The 17,076-nt window shown below is 55.0% G+C and carries 13 protein-coding genes; 8 read left to right on the top strand and 5 right to left on the bottom strand.

The window, feature by feature from the left end:
- Nucleotides 1-62 precede the first annotated feature (62 nt).
- The 3 genes from VK574_RS14055 to VK574_RS14045 all read left to right on the top strand — a co-directional run bounded on the left by VK574_RS14055 (nucleotide 63) and on the right by VK574_RS14045 (nucleotide 4,538).
- Entirely contained in the window at nucleotides 63-1,505 is a 1,443-nt protein-coding gene (locus VK574_RS14055) for a M16 family metallopeptidase (RefSeq protein ID WP_472800475.1), read from the top strand.
- Nucleotides 1,502-2,938: a bifunctional UDP-N-acetylglucosamine diphosphorylase/glucosamine-1-phosphate N-acetyltransferase GlmU gene (gene glmU / locus VK574_RS14050; protein WP_472800474.1), complete on the top strand. Its 1,437-nt coding sequence runs from the start codon at nucleotides 1,502-1,504 to the stop codon at nucleotides 2,936-2,938. The genes VK574_RS14055 and glmU overlap by 4 nt, the downstream gene beginning before the upstream one ends.
- Nucleotides 2,939-3,293: 355 nt before the next feature.
- The gene (locus tag VK574_RS14045) at nucleotides 3,294-4,538 is read left to right on the top strand and encodes an HD domain-containing phosphohydrolase (RefSeq protein ID WP_472800473.1); all 1,245 of its coding nucleotides are present in this window, start codon (nucleotides 3,294-3,296) and stop codon (nucleotides 4,536-4,538) included.
- Between the two features lie 61 nt (nucleotides 4,539-4,599).
- Here the strand turns inward: VK574_RS14045 and VK574_RS14040 are convergent, their stop codons facing one another.
- Complete coding sequence (locus tag VK574_RS14040; RefSeq protein ID WP_472800472.1) at nucleotides 4,600-7,197, bottom strand: SLBB domain-containing protein; 2,598 nt, start codon at nucleotides 7,195-7,197, stop codon at nucleotides 4,600-4,602.
- A gap of 749 nt (nucleotides 7,198-7,946) precedes the next feature.
- Here VK574_RS14040 and VK574_RS14035 point away from each other — a divergent pair.
- The 3 genes from VK574_RS14035 (at nucleotide 7,947) to VK574_RS14025 (ending at nucleotide 11,042) form a co-directional block, all read left to right on the top strand.
- Nucleotides 7,947-8,840, top strand: coding sequence for a sugar transferase (locus VK574_RS14035; protein ID WP_472800471.1), 894 nt, complete (start codon nucleotides 7,947-7,949; stop codon nucleotides 8,838-8,840).
- 380 nt (nucleotides 8,841-9,220) lie between these two features.
- Entirely contained in the window at nucleotides 9,221-10,387 is a 1,167-nt protein-coding gene (locus VK574_RS14030) for a DegT/DnrJ/EryC1/StrS family aminotransferase (protein ID WP_472800470.1), read from the top strand.
- Complete coding sequence (locus tag VK574_RS14025) at nucleotides 10,341-11,042, top strand: class I SAM-dependent methyltransferase (protein ID WP_472800469.1); 702 nt, start codon at nucleotides 10,341-10,343, stop codon at nucleotides 11,040-11,042. The genes VK574_RS14030 and VK574_RS14025 overlap by 47 nt, the downstream gene beginning before the upstream one ends.
- On the opposite strand, the gene VK574_RS14020 is transcribed toward VK574_RS14025, so the two are convergent.
- Nucleotides 11,039-11,179, bottom strand: coding sequence for a hypothetical protein (locus VK574_RS14020; RefSeq protein ID WP_472800468.1), 141 nt, complete (start codon nucleotides 11,177-11,179; stop codon nucleotides 11,039-11,041). The two genes, VK574_RS14025 and VK574_RS14020, sit on opposite strands and share 4 nt — an antisense overlap.
- A 22-nt stretch (nucleotides 11,180-11,201) precedes the next feature.
- Here VK574_RS14020 and VK574_RS14015 point away from each other — a divergent pair, with 22 nt between their 5' ends.
- Nucleotides 11,202-11,936 (top strand): methyltransferase domain-containing protein, encoded by a 735-nt coding sequence (locus tag VK574_RS14015; protein ID WP_472800467.1) that lies wholly within the window; start codon nucleotides 11,202-11,204, stop codon nucleotides 11,934-11,936.
- Between the two features lie 1,134 nt (nucleotides 11,937-13,070).
- Nucleotides 13,071-13,733 (top strand): glycosyltransferase, encoded by a 663-nt coding sequence (locus VK574_RS14010; RefSeq protein WP_472800466.1) that lies wholly within the window; start codon nucleotides 13,071-13,073, stop codon nucleotides 13,731-13,733.
- 42 nt (nucleotides 13,734-13,775) lie between these two features.
- On the opposite strand, the gene VK574_RS14005 is transcribed toward VK574_RS14010, so the two are convergent.
- The 3 genes from VK574_RS14005 to VK574_RS13995 form a co-directional block, all read right to left on the bottom strand.
- Nucleotides 13,776-14,966, bottom strand: coding sequence for a DUF1972 domain-containing protein (locus tag VK574_RS14005; RefSeq protein WP_472800465.1), 1,191 nt, complete (start codon nucleotides 14,964-14,966; stop codon nucleotides 13,776-13,778).
- Nucleotides 14,967-15,037: 71 nt separating this feature from the next.
- Nucleotides 15,038-15,979: a glycosyltransferase family 2 protein gene (locus VK574_RS14000; RefSeq protein WP_472800464.1), complete on the bottom strand. Its 942-nt coding sequence runs from the start codon at nucleotides 15,977-15,979 to the stop codon at nucleotides 15,038-15,040.
- A 34-nt stretch (nucleotides 15,980-16,013) separates the two neighbouring features.
- Nucleotides 16,014-17,075 (bottom strand): EpsG family protein, encoded by a 1,062-nt coding sequence (locus VK574_RS13995; protein WP_472800463.1) that lies wholly within the window; start codon nucleotides 17,073-17,075, stop codon nucleotides 16,014-16,016.
- Nucleotide 17,076: the final 1 nt, after the last annotated feature.

Here is a 17,076-nt window from a genome sequence, read left to right as displayed (position 1 = left end):
ATATCGCACCAGTAGAGTCGCGTCGATCCAAAATATCCTTTGGGAGAATTGCATTTCTTAGCGTGACAATTCTGTTGCCGCTCGTTCCGGCTCTTGCTGGCGCGCAGCAGAGCAAGCCCTGGGAGAAGATTCCCATTCCGCGCCTGCATGATTTCAAACCGCAACAGCCGAAGCGGATCGAGTTGAAGAATGGCATCGTGCTCTTTTTGCAAGAGGATCATGAACTGCCATTTGTTTCCGGATCGGTCCTGATTCCCGGAGGTTCGCGCGACGAAGATGCGGCGAAGTGCGGGCTGATCGATCTCTACGGGCAGACATGGCGGACGAGCGGCACGGGGAAGATGAGCGGCGACGCGATGGACGATCTGCTGGAGTCGAAGGCAGCGCACGTCGAAACCGGGGGAGATGAAGATTCAACCGCGGTCTCCTGGGATTCGCTGAAGGCGGATACCAACCAGGTCTATGACCTGGCGATGGACCTGCTTTTCCATCCGAAGTTTGACGAACAGAAGCTGCAACTAGCGCAGCAACAAACTGCGACGGGAATCGTACGGCGCAACGATGACGAGGGACAAATTGCGGGGCGCGAAGCTGCCAGGCTGGTGTATGGAGCCGACAGCCCGTATGCGCGGCAACCGGAGTTGTCGACCATCGGGAAAGTTTCGGTGGCCGATCTGCAGGCATGGCACGACCACTCCATCGGCGGAAAGCTCATCATTAGTGTGAGCGGCGACTTTGACTCTGCCGCGATGGAAGCCAGGCTGCGGGCGACGTTCGAGAGCCTGCCGCAGGCGCGGCCCAATCCGGCGCGGCACGAAGTGTTTCATGGGCCGACTCCAGGCGTCTATTTCATCGATAAAGCAGATGTGAATCAATCCAATGTTGAGATCGTGGGGCTGGGAATCGACCGGCACGATCCTGATGTGCCCAGCATCGCGATGATGAATGATGTGTTCGCGGGCGGCTTTGCGAGCAGGCTCTTCCAGAAAGTGCGCACGCAGCTCGGTCTTGCGTACGAAGTTGGGGGAGGGCTGGCGTTCGGCTGGGATCATCCGGCTACTTTCCAGGCGGTGGTATTGACGCAGAGCGCAACGACGGTCGAGGCAATTCAGCAAACCTACAAGGTGCTCGACGGTTTGACCACGCAGCCGTTCACCGAGGAGGAACTGAAGCGCGCCAAGGACAATATCCTGAATTCGTTCCTGTTCCGCTATGACACCAAGGACAAGGTGCTCGCGGAGCGGGTGCGTTTGGAGTTTTACGGATATCCGCCGGATTATCTCGAGACTTACAAGGCAGCGCTGGAAAAGGTCACGGTCGCCGATCTGAATGTGGCAGCGAAGAAGTACATTCATCCGGATACGTACGCTGTGCTGGTGGTTGGCAACGGTCCGGAGATCAAGCCGGGGCTGGATGAATTGAAAATGGGACCGCTGCACAAGATTGACATCACGATTCCCGGCGCACCAAACAACAAGAGCGGCGGGGCGGAAGGACAAGAGTGAGCAAGGAAGCGGGCAAGTCAAAACGGTCAACACCGAAGCTGGCGGTCGTAATCATGGCCGCCGGCAAAGGCACGCGGCTGAGATCGCGTCGGCCGAAAGTGCTTCACGAGGTTGGCGGCAAGCCCCTGCTGAGCCATGTGATCGCAACCGCGGGCAAGCTGGCGGAAGCCGAGGATATCTTCGCGATCATCGGGCACCAGGCAGAGCGCGTGCGCGAAGCGGTATCGGGAACCGATGTGCGCTTCATCGAACAGAAGGAACAACGCGGAACGGGGCACGCCATCCAGTGCGCTCGAGAAGCGATTGGAGGATACGAGCACATCCTTGTTCTTTCCGGCGACGTGCCGCTCATCCAGGCAGATACGCTGCAGCACCTGATGACGCTTCACCTGGCGGAAGGTGCGTCGATGACGATTCTGACTGCCGTGCAGGAGGATCCAGCGGGCTATGGCCGAATTATTCGCCACTCGCCGGATCGGGCGGAGGTCGATGCCATCGTGGAGCAGAAGGCTCTGAAGCCGGAGCAGGAATCAGTTCGCGAGATCAATTCGGGAATTTATGCATTCAAGGTGGGTCCTCTGTTGAGGCACCTGGATAAACTTACCAACAACAACGCCCATGGCGAGTTCTACCTTACTGACATGGTGGCACTGCTACATTCGGCCGGCGAGAAGGTCGCGGCACTGAAGGCTGTCAACGCGACGGAGGTGCTGGGCGTCAACACGATTGCTGAACTTGCCGCGCTTGACGCAAGCATTCGTGCGGCCACTGCCAATCGCTTGATGGCTGCAGGGGTCACCATATTTCGGCCGGAGACGTGCGTGATCGACGCCGAAGTGCAGGTCGAACCGGACACGATCATTGAGCCATTTGTGCAATTGCTCGGTTCAACACGAATCGGTACGGATTGCCGCATACGTTCCTATTCCGTAATTGAGAACTGCACTTTGGGCAACGATGTCCTGGTTCGGCAAGGATGTGTTCTGAGTGAAAGCACGGTGGCCGATGGAGCACGGATTGGGCCGTTCGCACACCTGCGTCCGGGGAGCGAGATCGGACAGGACGCGCATGTGGGCAACTTTGTCGAGACGAAGAAGGCGAAACTGGGCAAAGGCGCGAAGGCCAATCACCTCACTTATCTAGGCGACGCTGAAGTGGGCGCTGGCACAAACATCGGTGCGGGCGTGATTACCTGCAATTACGACGGGGTGCATAAGCACGTCACGCGCATCGGCCAAGGCTCGTTCATCGGCAGCGATTCGACACTGGTGGCGCCAATCGAGATCGGCGACGGAGCGTATATTGGTGCCGGCTCGTGTATCACGCGAAATGTGCCGTCGGGGGCGCTGGCTGTGGGACGTTCCCGGCAGGTGACCAAGGAAGGATGGGCCGCGGCCCGACGCGCGCGCAGGGAGGAGGAGGAGCAGAAGTAGACCTGCGGGGGCGAGACGGCGAGACCCGTAGACCTTCACTGTGATCCGGCCCAAAGTTTTGTGTACGGTAGCGGACAGATTCTACAGAAATGTATAACACTTTAGTACTTTGGTACTTTGCAACGGAGGACTTGCGCCACTGGCTGGGTAAGCGTAAGTTTTTGTTACGTTCACAGAGTTTTATCGGTTGATGCGTTGAAATGAATACGGGATAGGCCGATACCAATCCCTCCGCGGGAGGATTCCGTCGTGAATTTTTCGGAAATCTCCTATTTATCGTGCGATCTGCGACGATGTATCTCTCTGAAGAGAGAGCTTCCCATTGTGAGAAATGCTAGTACCTAAATTAAGAGGATTGCCCCGCCGCAGATGGACTGAGCACTGGCGGGAAACCGGGACAGAAGCAGGGTTGGCGTCGCAGCTGCAAGGGCAGGACGCATCGCCGTCGGCGTGGCTTGTGGCAAATGCGGACACCCGCGCGAACCTGAAGGCGCGCAAGTCGGCACGCATCCTCGTGGTGGATGACGAGGCTCACGTTCGCTCGATGATCTCCGCTACGCTTGAGCGTCAGGGATACGAGGTCCTGGTGGCGTCGGGTGGACGCGAAGCCCTGGAAGCAATTGACCAGGACGGTTTTGAGCTAATCCTGACGGACATCGTGATGCAGGAAGGCAACGGACTGGCTCTTCTGGAGCGCATTCACGCACAGAATCCGAATCTGCCCGTCATCATGGTCACGGCCATTCACGACATCAGTGTGGCAATCGACTCAATGCGTCGCGGCGCGTACGACTATCTTCTGAAGCCTTTCGAACGCGAACACCTGGTGGCCACGGTACAGCGCGCGCTCGAGCATCGGCAGGCTTTGCAGGAGAGCCGCACCTACCAGCAGAATCTGGAACAAGTGGTAAGGGCACGAACCGAGATGCTGCGCCAGGCGATGGAAGACCTGGAGCACTCCTACGATGTGACGCTCGAGGCACTCGGCGATGCGCTCGACCTGAAGGATTCCGAGACGGAGGGCCACTCCAAGCGCGTTACGGCTTACACGATCGCGCTGGCCCGAGCGATGGGCATCTCGCCGGCCGAGATCAAAGTTATTGCACGCGGCGCCTTTCTCCACGACATTGGCAAGATGGCGATTCCCGACGACATTCTGCGCAAGCCAGGCAAGCTCAGCCCCGAGGAGCAGGAGGTCATGCGCGAACACTGCGCGCGCGGCTACCAGATGCTGCGCAAGATTCCTTTTCTCGCCGAAGCCGCCGAGATCGTCTTCACACACCAGGAACACTACGATGGGACGGGTTATCCGAGTTCGCTGAAGGGTTCGGCGATCCCTGTGGGCGCGCGCATATTTGCGGTGGCTGACACGCTCGATGCCATCACCAGCGACCGGCCGTATCGCCAGGCGCGCACCTTTGACGCCGCACGGGAAGAGATTATCCGCTGCTCGGGCACGCAGTTTGATCCTGCGGTGGTTGAGGTCTACCTCAAGATTCCGAATGAGCTCTGGCTCGAACTGCGCTCCGAGATCACCGGACAGAACCGGCAATTCTCGACGTTCGATATCTCGCACCCGCTAGGCACGCCAAGGGACTAAGCGCGAAAAAGGTTCTTCCCGGAAGAATCATGCGCCATCCGAGAGAGTTCCCGATTCAACCCTAGTGAATTACGTTGATCGCCGCGGCACCCAGTGCTAATTGCGAGAAAACCTGCGTCCAGTCGAGCACACCGCGCAGGGCTGACGGTCTGAAAGTCTTTTCTGGAACTACGATCGTATCTCCGGGGTCGAGACGCAATTTAGCGAATTCATCAACCCAGATAGACTTGCCCGCATCGCGGCTGATAACGTCGCCATTGGCGCGGATGATGAACGCATGTTTTCGGTCCGCTTCCCGATTCGGTCCGCCGGCCTGCAGCAGGTATGCGCCAACGCGTCGCCCCTGCACATACAAAAAGGAATTCTGGTTATACACCGCGCCAATGACGCTCACGACTGCCGGAACCGGCGGAATGACAAAGCGGTCGCCGTTCTCCATGGTCATTTCAGGAAGGCTGCCCGTGCCGGTGCTGTCGGGTTTGAGCGTCAAAACGATTCTGCCCGTGGCGCGGATCTGGCGAAGCGCGGAAAGCAGATCGCGCTCGCTGCTCTGCGCGGCTGTGCCACTGGCGATGTCCTGCGGAGTGGACGTGGAGGACGATGCCAGCGCGAGGTTCGACCGCTGGATGCGCATCTGCAGAGTCTGCACGTACTCATCGATACGGGCTTGCTGAATGGCGCGGACTGATTCGCGAGTGAACTCTGAACCGTAGAGATAGGCCTTGGGCGAAATGCCGCCGGCGCGTTCCACGAGTTCCTTCAGGGTTTCGTCCGGCCGCACACTGTATACGCCGGAGTGCACGAACTCGCCGTCCAGGGTAACGAGCTTTGTCTGTTCCGCGAGAGGTACATGAATGTCAGCCTCGGAGAAGATAGAGACAATGTCGCCACTCTTCAACTCGAGATCCTGTGTGGCGTCGTGTTTGAGGACAAGGCCACCGAGATCAAAGGGGATCAGCGTTGTTTTCAGTGTCTCTGGATCGATACGCTCTACCGTCGCATAGTCCCAATCGATGTCGGGAGCGAGAAGGCGGACGGTCGTGCGCTGCGCGGGCCGGGGCTGTTGCATTGAGGACTGCTGCGCTCCCAGCGAGGAACTCGACCCCCGCTGCTGAGCAGCCAGGTTCCGATCCTGCTGCGAATAACCCGACCGATCCTGTTGCGAATAACCCGACCGATCCTGCTGCGAATCCTGAATGTCATTCGGGGATCTTTGTTCGTCCTGCACAGGCGGCTTGAGTGACACGGCGTTGCCATCGAAGGGCTGTCTAAGATTCTGGAATCCAGGCGTCGGCTCAAACTCCGGAGCTGGCAAACCAAGCTGCGTCCGCTTCCACCAGTAGTCCCGTGTCACCAGCGAGTCCTTATCCGGTATGAGTTCACTGAGCCGCATTCCGGGATGCCATGCGAATCTTCCTGGGGTCGCGAGGTTACCGCGGAGGACAACGGTTTTGCCATAGCGCGGCACGATTGAAAAAATGCGCAGGATGTCGCCGTCGGCGAGTGGAGTCTCAAGTCCACTCTTGTCGTATGCAATCTCCATGGCCTGGCGTTCGTTGTGGTCCTCGATCCGTTCCACAGAAATGCGAGCCGCGGAAGCTACCGTCGAAACGCCCCCCGCATTATTGAGAGCCGCGGAGAGGGGCTCCCCAGGAAGCAGCTCGTAGATTGCCGGACTCTTGATGCTGCCCGTGATGGCAACCTGCGGGCCGACCGGCGGAATATAGATAACATCGCCCGACAGGAGCTTGGCATCGGTCGTGTTATAGCCGCGAACCAGCAGATCATACAGGTCAAAGTGAGTAACGATCTGGCTGCCTCGGCGTAGCTCAATATTGCGGAGAGAACCCTGCGAATTGGGTCCGCCGCCGGCAAAGAGCGCGTCCACCAGAGTGCTGAGCGAACTGACGGTATAGACGCCGGGAGTAAACGCCTCTCCGGCAAGGTATATCTGGATCGAGCGGATCTGGCCGAGATCGACCGTTAGGTCAAAGTTATGAAAGACGCGGCCAATCGCGGATCGCAGATGACCGTCGAGTTCAGCGAATGGAACGGAAGCAACATGAACCGGACCAACCTGGGGAAGATAGATATCTCCGGAACGATCCACGCGAACATTTGCCTGAAAGCTCAGCTGCCCCCAGACGCGAATGCGAAGCTCGTCTCCTGGGCCTATCACAAAATCAGGAGGCACCGGGGTCAAATCAACGGGAGCAAAGGTCGAAGGAACCCGTTGGAACAGGTTTGCCCCGTAGATGGGAAGGACCTGACCGGTAGTCGAGGCGACGAACTTCTGGAATTCCGTGAGGGGCGCCAGCTGACGCTGCTCCTGGGTTTGACCCCTTTGGAATTGTTGCCGGTTCAGTTGTTCCGTGTCGGAGTAGTTCCCGTTGGGTCGCGCAGGCTGATTGCCGAACCTATCGGTTTGGGGGAAACGCACTTGAGGATTCTGGTTTGGGACCGCGCCCGGCGTTTGCGAAGAACACTCGGGCGCACCGATCTGTGAAGGATCTGTGCAGTCAACTGAGCCGGGAACCTGCGCCCCCAGATTCGGGTTTTGCGTCGGGTCGGCATAGGGGCTCTGTGTCGGCTGCTGTTGCGCGTTCAGGCAGGCGGCAAGCGAGACAACCAGAAGAAAAACGATAAGGAATCTCGACATCTTGTGTCTCAAAAAGGGCCGGAAAATGGTCATTATCGCGCGGGAATCCCGGGTATTTCTTTCACCAGGATGTGAGGGAACCATAGTCATGAGTCTAACATGGCATTCAGTTACCAGCGGTAGCGGAGGAGGCAGGTTTGATGCCAGTTTCGTGGGTGCCTGCTATTCAAATCGCGCTCGAAAGCGTGCTGAGTCTTATTGTGGATTCCGTGGAACCCAGAGTGGCACATGCAGCGTGAAAGTTCACGCTTCCATAGCCACATCGCGAGCTCTTTCGGCGGGACGCGTCGAACTTCAATAGCGATTTCGAGAACAGCAGCAAACCCAAGGTTGTCAACAGTTTTTAGCATTGTGACGGTCCCGTTAATGAAATGGGATAAGTACGGATTATGCCGGCATAAGGTACTTTGCGAGTAAACAGCCGATCAAGCGCATTCCAGTATTTGAAATGTGATGGTTATCACGATTCTCGTTACCACGGGGACGAATATTCGCAAACTGGTAACTGATCTTTCCTTCAATGATGTTATTCTCTCGGTAGAATCACCCAGAGATTTTGGAAGTTGTTGTCCTTATGTCCGCAGTCATGGAAGCTGTGCAAGTCCGATCTTACGTGATTAACCCGGCCAAGGAACGCCCGTTCCGGGATTGCTGGAAACTGACGACATAGCCACGACTTCATTTGCGGCACGCTCAATTTGGCGTGTCCTGCGCATTGGATCGATTGCTTTCAACCTGCGGAGGGTTAATTGAGCACCAATGTAGTGATTGCCTCGAACGGTTCGAAGAACCTGTCCCCTGGCTCCATCGATCTGCAAGAGGGCAAAAAGACAACGCAGAAGGCGTTGTTTGCCGGAAAGCCGGAAGCTGCCGCTCGTTTGTCGTTGTGCCTTGTCGAAGACCGCGCAAGCCGTTGGTCTCAGTCAGGCTTGAAACGGATTTTCGATATCGGTTGTGTGCTCCTCGCGCTCCCCCTTCTGCTCCCGGTCTTTCTGATCCTTGGACTGGCAGTCCGACTTACGTCGAGGGGGCCGATTCTGTTCAAACAGAAGCGCACTGGAATGAACCGCCGCACCTTCACGATCTTGAAATTTCGGACCATGGAGCATCGCGCAAACGGCGCTCGTTGCAAGGTTACGACCTCGGGCAATCAGTCCTTCACGATGATCGGCCCTTTTCTTCGCCGTTGGAAGCTGGATGAGTTGCCTCAGCTCTTGAATGTGCTGATCGGGAATATGAGCTTGGTGGGCCCAAGGCCCAAGCTGCCGGAGCATCAGTTGGGCGAACTCAGATGCCGGCCGGGAATCACAGGCGCGGCCACCATTGCATTCGCTCGCGAAGAGCATATTCTCGTGCAGCTGCCCAACCATCGTCTGGACGGCTTCTATCACACGGTCATTCTTCCGGCCAAGTTTCGGCTCGATCGGGAGTATATGACGCGTGCAACGTTCACGTCTGACCTGAAACTTATTCTCGACACAATTATGCGCCGCTGGGATAGCGAAACGATCTGCAGCGTGCTGGAGATTGATCCAGCCGAAATGCACAGCAGCCGGCTGAAGACCAAGGCGCCCGCTCCCATCGTTTTGCCCTCCAGCGTTCTGAGCATTTCCGGGGATGAATCGCTCGCTTCAGGAGATTGATCTGCGGGCGGGAACCCCGCTTGCCCCCGCGGCCCGAGGCGAAATCCTGACCTGGGCGAACCGCCGGCCGGCAGGCCATCAAGAATAACTACCCCTTACTCGGCGACGCATGTTGTGCGCGGCAAGCACTACAAGGTCATCCCAGCCGCAGGCGAAGCGGGTGCGCGACTCCGGCGGTGTGAGTTTGAACGTGGCAGCGGATCTGCGCCGCAGCTCGCCGAACTTCGGTTGTCACGTGGCCGTGGAGTTGAAAATACCGTGTGCCTGAGTGCGACCCAATTACCCAGAAACTTCTCCGTTTTGAGCTTGGGAGTTCATGGCCTCCGTGGCTATGTGAGAGACAGAGGGGGACACAGCGCGGTGGTAGGATAGGGACGATTATGCATACGAATGGCAAAAGAGAAAAATTCCTTATTTTTGGCTCTCCACTAATTGAACAAGCTGAAATTGATGAAGTGGTTTCGGTCATGCAATCCGGCTGGTTAGGAACCGGCCCTCGCGTGGCGCAGTTTGAGCACGACTTTGCCGCATACAAAGGGGTGTCGAACGCAGTAGCACTCAATTCCTGCACGGCCGCGCTGCATCTGAGCATTCTTGCAGCGGGGATCAAGCCTGGCGATGAGGTTATTACAACTCCCATGACCTTCTGCGCCACGGCCAACGCAATCCTGCATGCGGGCGGAATTCCGGTTCTGGCAGACATCGATCCGGATACTCTCAATATCGATCCAGAGCAAGTGGAGCGCAAGATCACCGCGCGTACCCGGGCGATATTGCCTGTTCATTTTGCCGGTCGTCCTTGCGACATGGATCGACTCTGCGATATTGCGCGGCACCATAACCTGAAGCTTATCGAGGATTGCGCCCATGCCATCGAAACCGAGTATAAAGGGCGCAAATGTGGCACGTTCGGCGATTTTGGCTGCTTCAGTTTTTACGTAACAAAGAACATTGTGACGGGCGAAGGCGGGATGGTATTAGCACAGAAGGAGGAAGATGCCGCCCGCATCAAAATCCTCGGTTTGCATGGAATGACTAAAGATGCATGGAAGAGATTTGGCGATTCCGGTTATAAGCACTACCAGGTCGTGGAATGCGGTTTCAAGTACAACATGATGGATATGCAGGCGGCGATTGGAATCCACCAGTTGCAGCGAATCGACGCATATTGGCAACGGCGCCGAGAGATCTGGCAACGCTACAATGCGGCGTTCGAGAGCCTTCCAATTGGGTTACCAACTGATCCGGAAGCCGACACTCGCCATGCATTTCACCTCTATACTATCCTCGTCGATAAAGCGAAAACCGGAATAGATCGCGATGCCTTCCTTAGTGCCATGACTGCCCGAAATATTGGCGTTGGTGTCCACTACCTGAGCTTGACAGAACACCCTTTCTACCAGCACACTCTGGGATGGAAGCCAGAAGAATTTCCCCAAGCGACCCGCGTCGGAAGAGAAACGGTAAGCCTTCCCCTCTCCGCTAAGTTGACTGACGACGATGTTGAAGACGTTATTCGAGAGACGAGACGGGTACTCTATCGTTAAGCGCCTTCTTGCGCGAATTCGCCCCGCGTCAAGCCATAACCAGCACTTCGATGGAAAGAAGTATTGGGAAGCGCGTGCCAAAAAGCATGGAAGACATGGCGTCCTCAACCTGGCGTATCACGAAACTGAGTTCGATAAGGTTACCGACTCGCAAAAGAGGACTCTCCTCCCGCTTTTCTCGGAGCAACTGCTGGGATCGGAGCGGACGGTCCTTGACTTCGGGTGTGGACCCGGCCGTTTCACGGAGGATCTTGCGAATACCGTTCACGGCTCGGCGGTGGGAGTTGATATTTCCGAGAAACTTATTCAACTTGCACATCCAGCCTCCAATGTTACTTTTCGAGTCATACCTGTCGGCATCATCCCGGAGGATTTGATCGAGTTTGATGCAGTATGGGCTTGTTTGGTCCTCGGAGGAATAACGGAACCGGCGCTGACAACTACAACTAGACGTCTTGAAGAGGTGCTCAAGCCGGGGGGACTACTGTTTCTCGTCGAGAACACAGCGCAAAAACCTGATGGGCAGTATTGGTTCTTTCGAACATCAAGTTACTATCAGTCGCTGTTTCCTTCTATCGATCTGCAGCGAATCTCAACCTACACCGATGTCGGAGAAGAAATCTCGATTCTCGCGGGGAGAAAGAGATCACTTTAATAGCTGACTTCCCTTGCGAGCACATATCCCTCCAGGGTCTTGCTCATCTTGAACCCGCTCCAAGCAATCTTGATGTCATTGCGGTCGGGTAAACTTGGAGCACATGCCATGGTGGATACTTCGATAAGGGCTCGCATAAGGAACATGCTCCCAAAGTCTATGTTGGACACTTTCGTCTTGTTCAAACATAGCGGCAAGCGCCTGCCCGCACACAAACTCTACCTATCCTACGTAAAGGGAAAAAGAGGGATTGAGATAGGAGGGCCCAGTTCGCAATTTCGGACTACCCTACCTCTCTATCCCTATGTTTCCGATCTGGACGGGGTCAACGTTTTCCAGCACACCCTCTGGGAAGGACGAATCCTTGCGGGAAGGACTTATAACTATTTTTGCAATCGCAAGGGAATTCAATATATATCCGATACTACGGATTTATCCGCCCTACCACCGGCAAGCTATGACTTCCTGCTGTCCTCGAATTGCCTGGAGCATATCGCCAATCCCTTGAAGGCATTACTGGAATGGAAAAGAGTCGTGCGTATTGGTGGGGCTATCGTTCTTATCCTCCCCAACCCCAAAAGCAACTTTGATCACCGACGCCCTGTCACTGCTTTTGAGCATCTTCTGCAGGATCTTCAGAACAGTACAGCTGAGGACGACCTGACCCACCTTGACGAGATTTTTGCATTACACGATTTGTCCAGAGACCCACAGGCAGGAACCTTGGACGATTTCAGGGCGCGCAGCATTGATAACTATCAGAACCGGGCGCTCCATCATCATATTTTTAGTTTGGAGTTGATGGTGAGGATGCTGACTCATGTTGGATTGGGCGTAAAGGAAGCGGTCGAAAGCCCTAGAGATCTGTACGCGCTGGCTGTTCGCGATAACTAACACGTGATGCAGAACTCAAGAATGGATAGTCCCACGCTGGCGCGCCCGCCCTCACACTCTACGACGAATTTTTCGAGATTGACGATCCAGTTTCAGGCCACGCGAGCTGGCAGTCGGTATCGGACTTGTTCAGAGAAGGCTCGGTCAAACTGACAATATTATCGAAGCCCACGCCGCATTCACCCAAGATCTCGCGGTTGAAGGGATTATCGTGGCATCGATCAGATTGCCGCACCCCATGGCTTCCAGCAGCGAATGGTTAGGATTGTTATACTGAAGCGTTTCGATCAACCTCATCGGAGCAAAACAAAAATCAAGACATTCACCTAAAGTCGTGAAGAATATCATCTCTCGAAACAACCGGGATATTCCAATGGGGACCTTGCCACCGATTCTGTGCGAGTGCTTGGCGACCGGTTTGAGTCGGAGTAGCTTCACGATTGTTGACGGGCGGAGTCAACACTTCGGAGATCATCAGTGACCCAGTCGAGACCACTCAAAGTCCTGGTGTCCGCGCATGCGTTTAGCCCGCTCAAGGGCTCCGAATCTGCGGTTGGGTGGAACTATGTGCGTGCAATCGCGTCGCGGCACAAAGTGTGGCTGATTACAGAAGGTCCGGAACGAGAAGGAAAAGCTGTCAGAGAGGCCACGGAGGAATATTTCCGTGAACATCCCGACGTGATGCGAAATGTGAGTTTTCACTACGTCCCGTGGAAATGCAGGCCATTAGAATTCCTTTTCGATCCGATTCGAGGCTACGCGATATACAGGAATTGGCAGCGAAGAGCATACCGTCTCGCTCGGACCTTGGACGAGCAAATCGATTTTGATCTGGTTCACCAACTTAACTGCATCGGATTCCGTGAACCAGGATACCTTTGGAAGCTTGGTAAGCCCTTTGTGTGGGGGCCCGTTGGCGGACTAACGTTCTTTCCTCTGCGCCTTTTGAATGCCGTGCCATTTAGGGCGCGCCCTTTCTTTATTCTGAAGAATCTTTCGGTAGCATGGTCCATGTATTTGGCTAGACGACCGAGACTTGCGGCCTCCAGAGCTCGGGCCATATTTGCGGCGACGACGAGCGTGGCGAGTAGAATCCATATGTTATGTGGCAGAGAGGTTGCGGTCTCATGCGAAGTGAGTACGCCGGAACTGGAAGATGCGGCACCGGCTCACAGAATCAGCGGGGAGCCATTACAGATCGTATGGAGCGGGAATTGTGAGCCCGGAAAGGCGCTAAACCTTGTACTGCTTGCGCTTGGCCAACTCGAAGGTTCGGATCTTGATTGGCGACTGATCGCCGTGGGCGATGGTCCCCTTCAAGGCGAATGGAAGGCACTTGCTCACAGGCTGGGAATTAGCGAACGCTGCAGCTTTCTCGGAAGGCTTCCGCGTTCAGAGGTGCTTTCTGTCATGAGATCAGGCCATTGTTTTGTACAGCCGAGTCTATATGACGCAACGTCGACTGTGATTGTCGAAGCATTGGCACACGGACTACCCGTCATTTGCCTTGACCATATGGGATTCAGAGATGCCGTCAATGACGATTGCGCAATCAAAATCGCCCCTAACAGGATTGATCAGGTTACCCGCGATTTTGCCCGTGCGATCGAATCAATAGGGCTAGATGAGAACCGTCGGTACAAGATGGCTATGGCCTCTCAGAAGGCATCGAAGCGTCTCACGTGGAATCAAAAAGAAGAGTTCGTCAACGAATTGTACAGCCGGATTTTTCCTGAAATGCACCTCAGCACTTGCCAATTCGTTCAACGCGTGGACGAGTTGACGGATTCGCGATAACCCAGGATTAGTAAATATCGATTAACGAAGGAGCTTTTTGGTCTATGGTTGCTGATGTCGGTTCTCGCCGGATTCTGCGGACGGTCGTTCTAGCATCGTCGCGTACCTGTCAATAATGTCCTTCCATTGATAGTAGGTGTGCGCGCGCGATTTGGCTGCCTCTCGGAGTCGATTAATATCATCCTCTTCGTGCTCGGCGTGGTCGATGGCTTGGGCGAGTTCCAGGGGATCCCTAAAATAGAATCCGCATTGTCCCAACGTTTCGCGGTTAAATGGATTGTCGTGTGCAAAGACCAGGTTGGCACAGCCCATCGCCTCGAGCAGCGAGGGATTCGTTCCCCCCACTGAATGTCCGTGCAGATAAGCAAAGCAGTAGTATCTCAGGCAGGTCAGTTTTGCAGAATCATACACAGCGCCAATCAAACGGATTCGCGGGTCCTGCATAGAGCGCAGTTGTTCAACGTACCGGGTCTGTAAGAGATGATTGCCCAAAACTATTAATTGCCTCTTACTATGCGAACGCTGAAATGCTTCGAGAATCTCCCGCACATGGTTCTCAGGCTCAAGCCGGCAAACGAGCAAATAATAGCTGTTTGGTTCAAGGTCCCACTCCAACAGCGGCTTCACGGGAGGAGGCATTTCGATGACCTCGCAGCCATACGGAATCACGCTGCACGCTTTGAGTTCCCCATGACGGCTTGAAATGCTTGCCGCGATTGCCTCGGCATCTGCGATGATGCGATTGGCCACTCGCACAGAGGCCCACTCCATCATTCGGAAATAGGTACGCGCCATCCATCCCCATTTGGTGCGTGCCCATTCAAGTCCATCGGGATTGATCCATACTTCTGTGTTCCAAATTCGCGGAATCAAACATAAAGGTGCTGCTCCGTAGCCAAGCATATAAGCGACGTCATATCCGTTGCGAGCCTCCCATAGGCACCGCGCATCATAGAGGATCGTCTGCAGTGAGCCGATCGCAGGAGCCACCACATATCGAAGATTCACGCCGTGAAGAGTAGCAGGTGCTGAAGTGTCGCCCGATTCGCAAAACACGGTCACGTCAAACCCGCGTTCCACCAGTCCAATCGATAGCTTTTCAGCGAAAGTTTCAAATCCGCCATAGCGAGCCGGGATACCGCGCGTTCCGAGAATCGCGATCTTCATCTTGTTGCTCACGTGGTCGCCGCTCATTTTGGTTGGCGGCCCATCAAGTTCGGAAAACTGCTCCAACAGAACCCTCTTCGGTGCACATACGGAAATTGGCGTCTTACGAATTCAAAGGCTCTGTACCTCTTCTAAATTTAGAAACCAGGTGAAGGTCCTAATTTGTCATTCACGCCATCCCATATTGCCTTCATCAAGAGACGGGCAACTCGAAGACGATTCTTCGATAGCAGCGAATACAGAACGAAGTGGTACGGGATCATCGGAACAATGTAGACTCTCCAGTTCCATCCCATGGTTGGGAGTTTCGATAAATATACTTCGTTGCGAAGCCGGTAGTAATAGCGGATCTCCGAGTACAGGTATACATCTTTCCCCAGTATCCTCTTGGATCCATCCCCAAGGCTGTGGATCAGCGTAGCGTTGGGAACACAATAGCTCCGGTATCCGGCAGTATGTGCACGCAATGCCCATTCGGTATCGACATGATCGATCAGAAGGTCACTTCGCATCATGCCGAGTTCTCGGAAAACAGCCGTCCTGATGAGGGCACCAGACGCAATAAAGAAATCCGTTTGAACTGGAGTGCTCGAATCCACATCACGATACAGCTTTCGTGCGCCAAGCCATCCATATCTATAGGCACATGGGCGCCGGCCCGTTCTTCCATCCAGAATCTGCGGCACGACTGCGGCTATTTTTGGGTTTGCTTTCCGAAGAGTCTGCTCCGCAGCCAATACCTTGTTCACCATGTCAGGAGACAAGGCGCTATCCTGATCAAGCAACAGCACGTGAGAATAACCACCGCTTAAACACATCTCAATTCCGATGTTCTGAGCTTCGGCAAGGCCCCGATTCTTCCCCAAGGGAACATAGGTGACAGAGAAAGCTTTCTGCCCGGGCCCGAAAGGCCATAGCCCCTCTGATCCCGGTGTGTTATCGATGGCATAGAGGACATCTACCTGGTCAGCGAGGCTCCCCAACAACCTGCGAATGATCGCCTCGTGGGGATAGTACAAGACCACGACCGCCGCGATCGTAATGCCCTGCCTCCGACTCGTATCGGTCTGTTCTACCATCTCTGCTACTCGCATCTCCGCCACCCGGATACGGTCATATTTGAATGATCGAATACGGAGAAAGATATTGTAGGGATTTGACGTACAGAGCCAAGCCGAGTGCGATCATCAAGAACGTATAGAGATAAGTGCGCGCCCCTTCAATCCTGTCCAGATCATAGACCCACAATACTATCCAAAAGAGGTCGAATAAATACAGCAGCCGGGTGGCGAGGCCAGTATTCCAACTGAGCATAAAGAAACAGGCCATGGCGAAGCTGCTCAGTAGCGCCGCCACACGAATCTGCAGAGACAGCTTTTTCCATGAATAGACCGCGATTGCAATTGGTATCAGATGTAGCAAGGCATACCAGGAGATGGCCTTCAGGTCATTTTGCTCTTCGCCCCCATTCAGGTACTCCGAGAGCCGATAGAGATTCGAGAGAAGAGCAAGAAGAGGGGATAGCTCAATATATGCGACGATAGCCGCGCCGACCAGGAACACAATGTACAGGCGAGAGCGAAACTGTATCCCGGCCAAGAGAAATATGCAGACCGGCAGGGCCAATATCGCAGAGAAATGAAAGAAAATTGCTACCAGCAGAAGAACTGCAGAGAGTCGCCATCGCTTCCGGCAGGCTGCGAGGATGCTCAACGTCATGAGAGGGATGGCCACAGCTGACCGAAGTTCGGTCATTTCTGCAACTGCATAATACTGGCAGAACAGGAGATAGAAGGCCAACGTACTCCAGCGTTCCGCGACGCCGAAGACCGCTACCGCCATCAGCGCGCCAACTGCCAGCAGATCATACGTCAGAACGACCGCTCGAAAGCCGAGGCCAAGATGAAAAAGAGAATACGAGATGACGCCAAAGGAGGGGTCGCGCAGCCATTCCGCAGCAGTGGCCTGGTTGGTGGCGATGGCCTGAAACCACTCGAAATACGTTTGCAGGTCGCGATCCACAGATAACGACCGGCTCCCTGCAAATACAGAAAGTACGATCCATAGAAATACAAAGTAAAGCTTCTGAAGTCCGCGCCGAGTTGCTGTGTCGCCCATCCAGGCAATGGGTACTCCGCAGAGCACGACAAAGTACAGATCGAGGTAGGGGGTCATC

The sequence above is a fragment of the Occallatibacter sp. genome (genome assembly GCF_035317045.1).
Taxonomy (GTDB): Bacteria; Acidobacteriota; Terriglobia; order Terriglobales; family Acidobacteriaceae; genus Telmatobacter.
This window is presented reverse-complemented; position numbering and strand designations above follow the sequence as displayed.

What these genes read in the sequence shown, in the direction of transcription:
- VK574_RS14040 (WP_472800472.1), bottom strand. Translation starts at nt 7,197, where the DNA reads ATGTCGAGATTCCTTATCGTTTTTCTTCTGGTTGTCTCGCTTGCCGCC.
- VK574_RS14000 (WP_472800464.1), bottom strand. Translation starts at nt 15,979, where the DNA reads ATGGTAGAACAGACCGATACGAGTCGGAGGCAGGGCATTACGATCGCG.
- VK574_RS14030 (WP_472800470.1), top strand. Translation starts at nt 9,221, where the DNA reads ATGCATACGAATGGCAAAAGAGAAAAATTCCTTATTTTTGGCTCTCCA.
- VK574_RS13995 (WP_472800463.1), bottom strand. Translation starts at nt 17,075, where the DNA reads ATGACCCCCTACCTCGATCTGTACTTTGTCGTGCTCTGCGGAGTACCC.
- VK574_RS14025 (WP_472800469.1), top strand. Translation starts at nt 10,341, where the DNA reads ATGTTGAAGACGTTATTCGAGAGACGAGACGGGTACTCTATCGTTAAG.
- VK574_RS14015 (WP_472800467.1), top strand. Translation starts at nt 11,202, where the DNA reads ATGTTGGACACTTTCGTCTTGTTCAAACATAGCGGCAAGCGCCTGCCC.
- VK574_RS14020 (WP_472800468.1), bottom strand. Translation starts at nt 11,179, where the DNA reads ATGCGAGCCCTTATCGAAGTATCCACCATGGCATGTGCTCCAAGTTTA.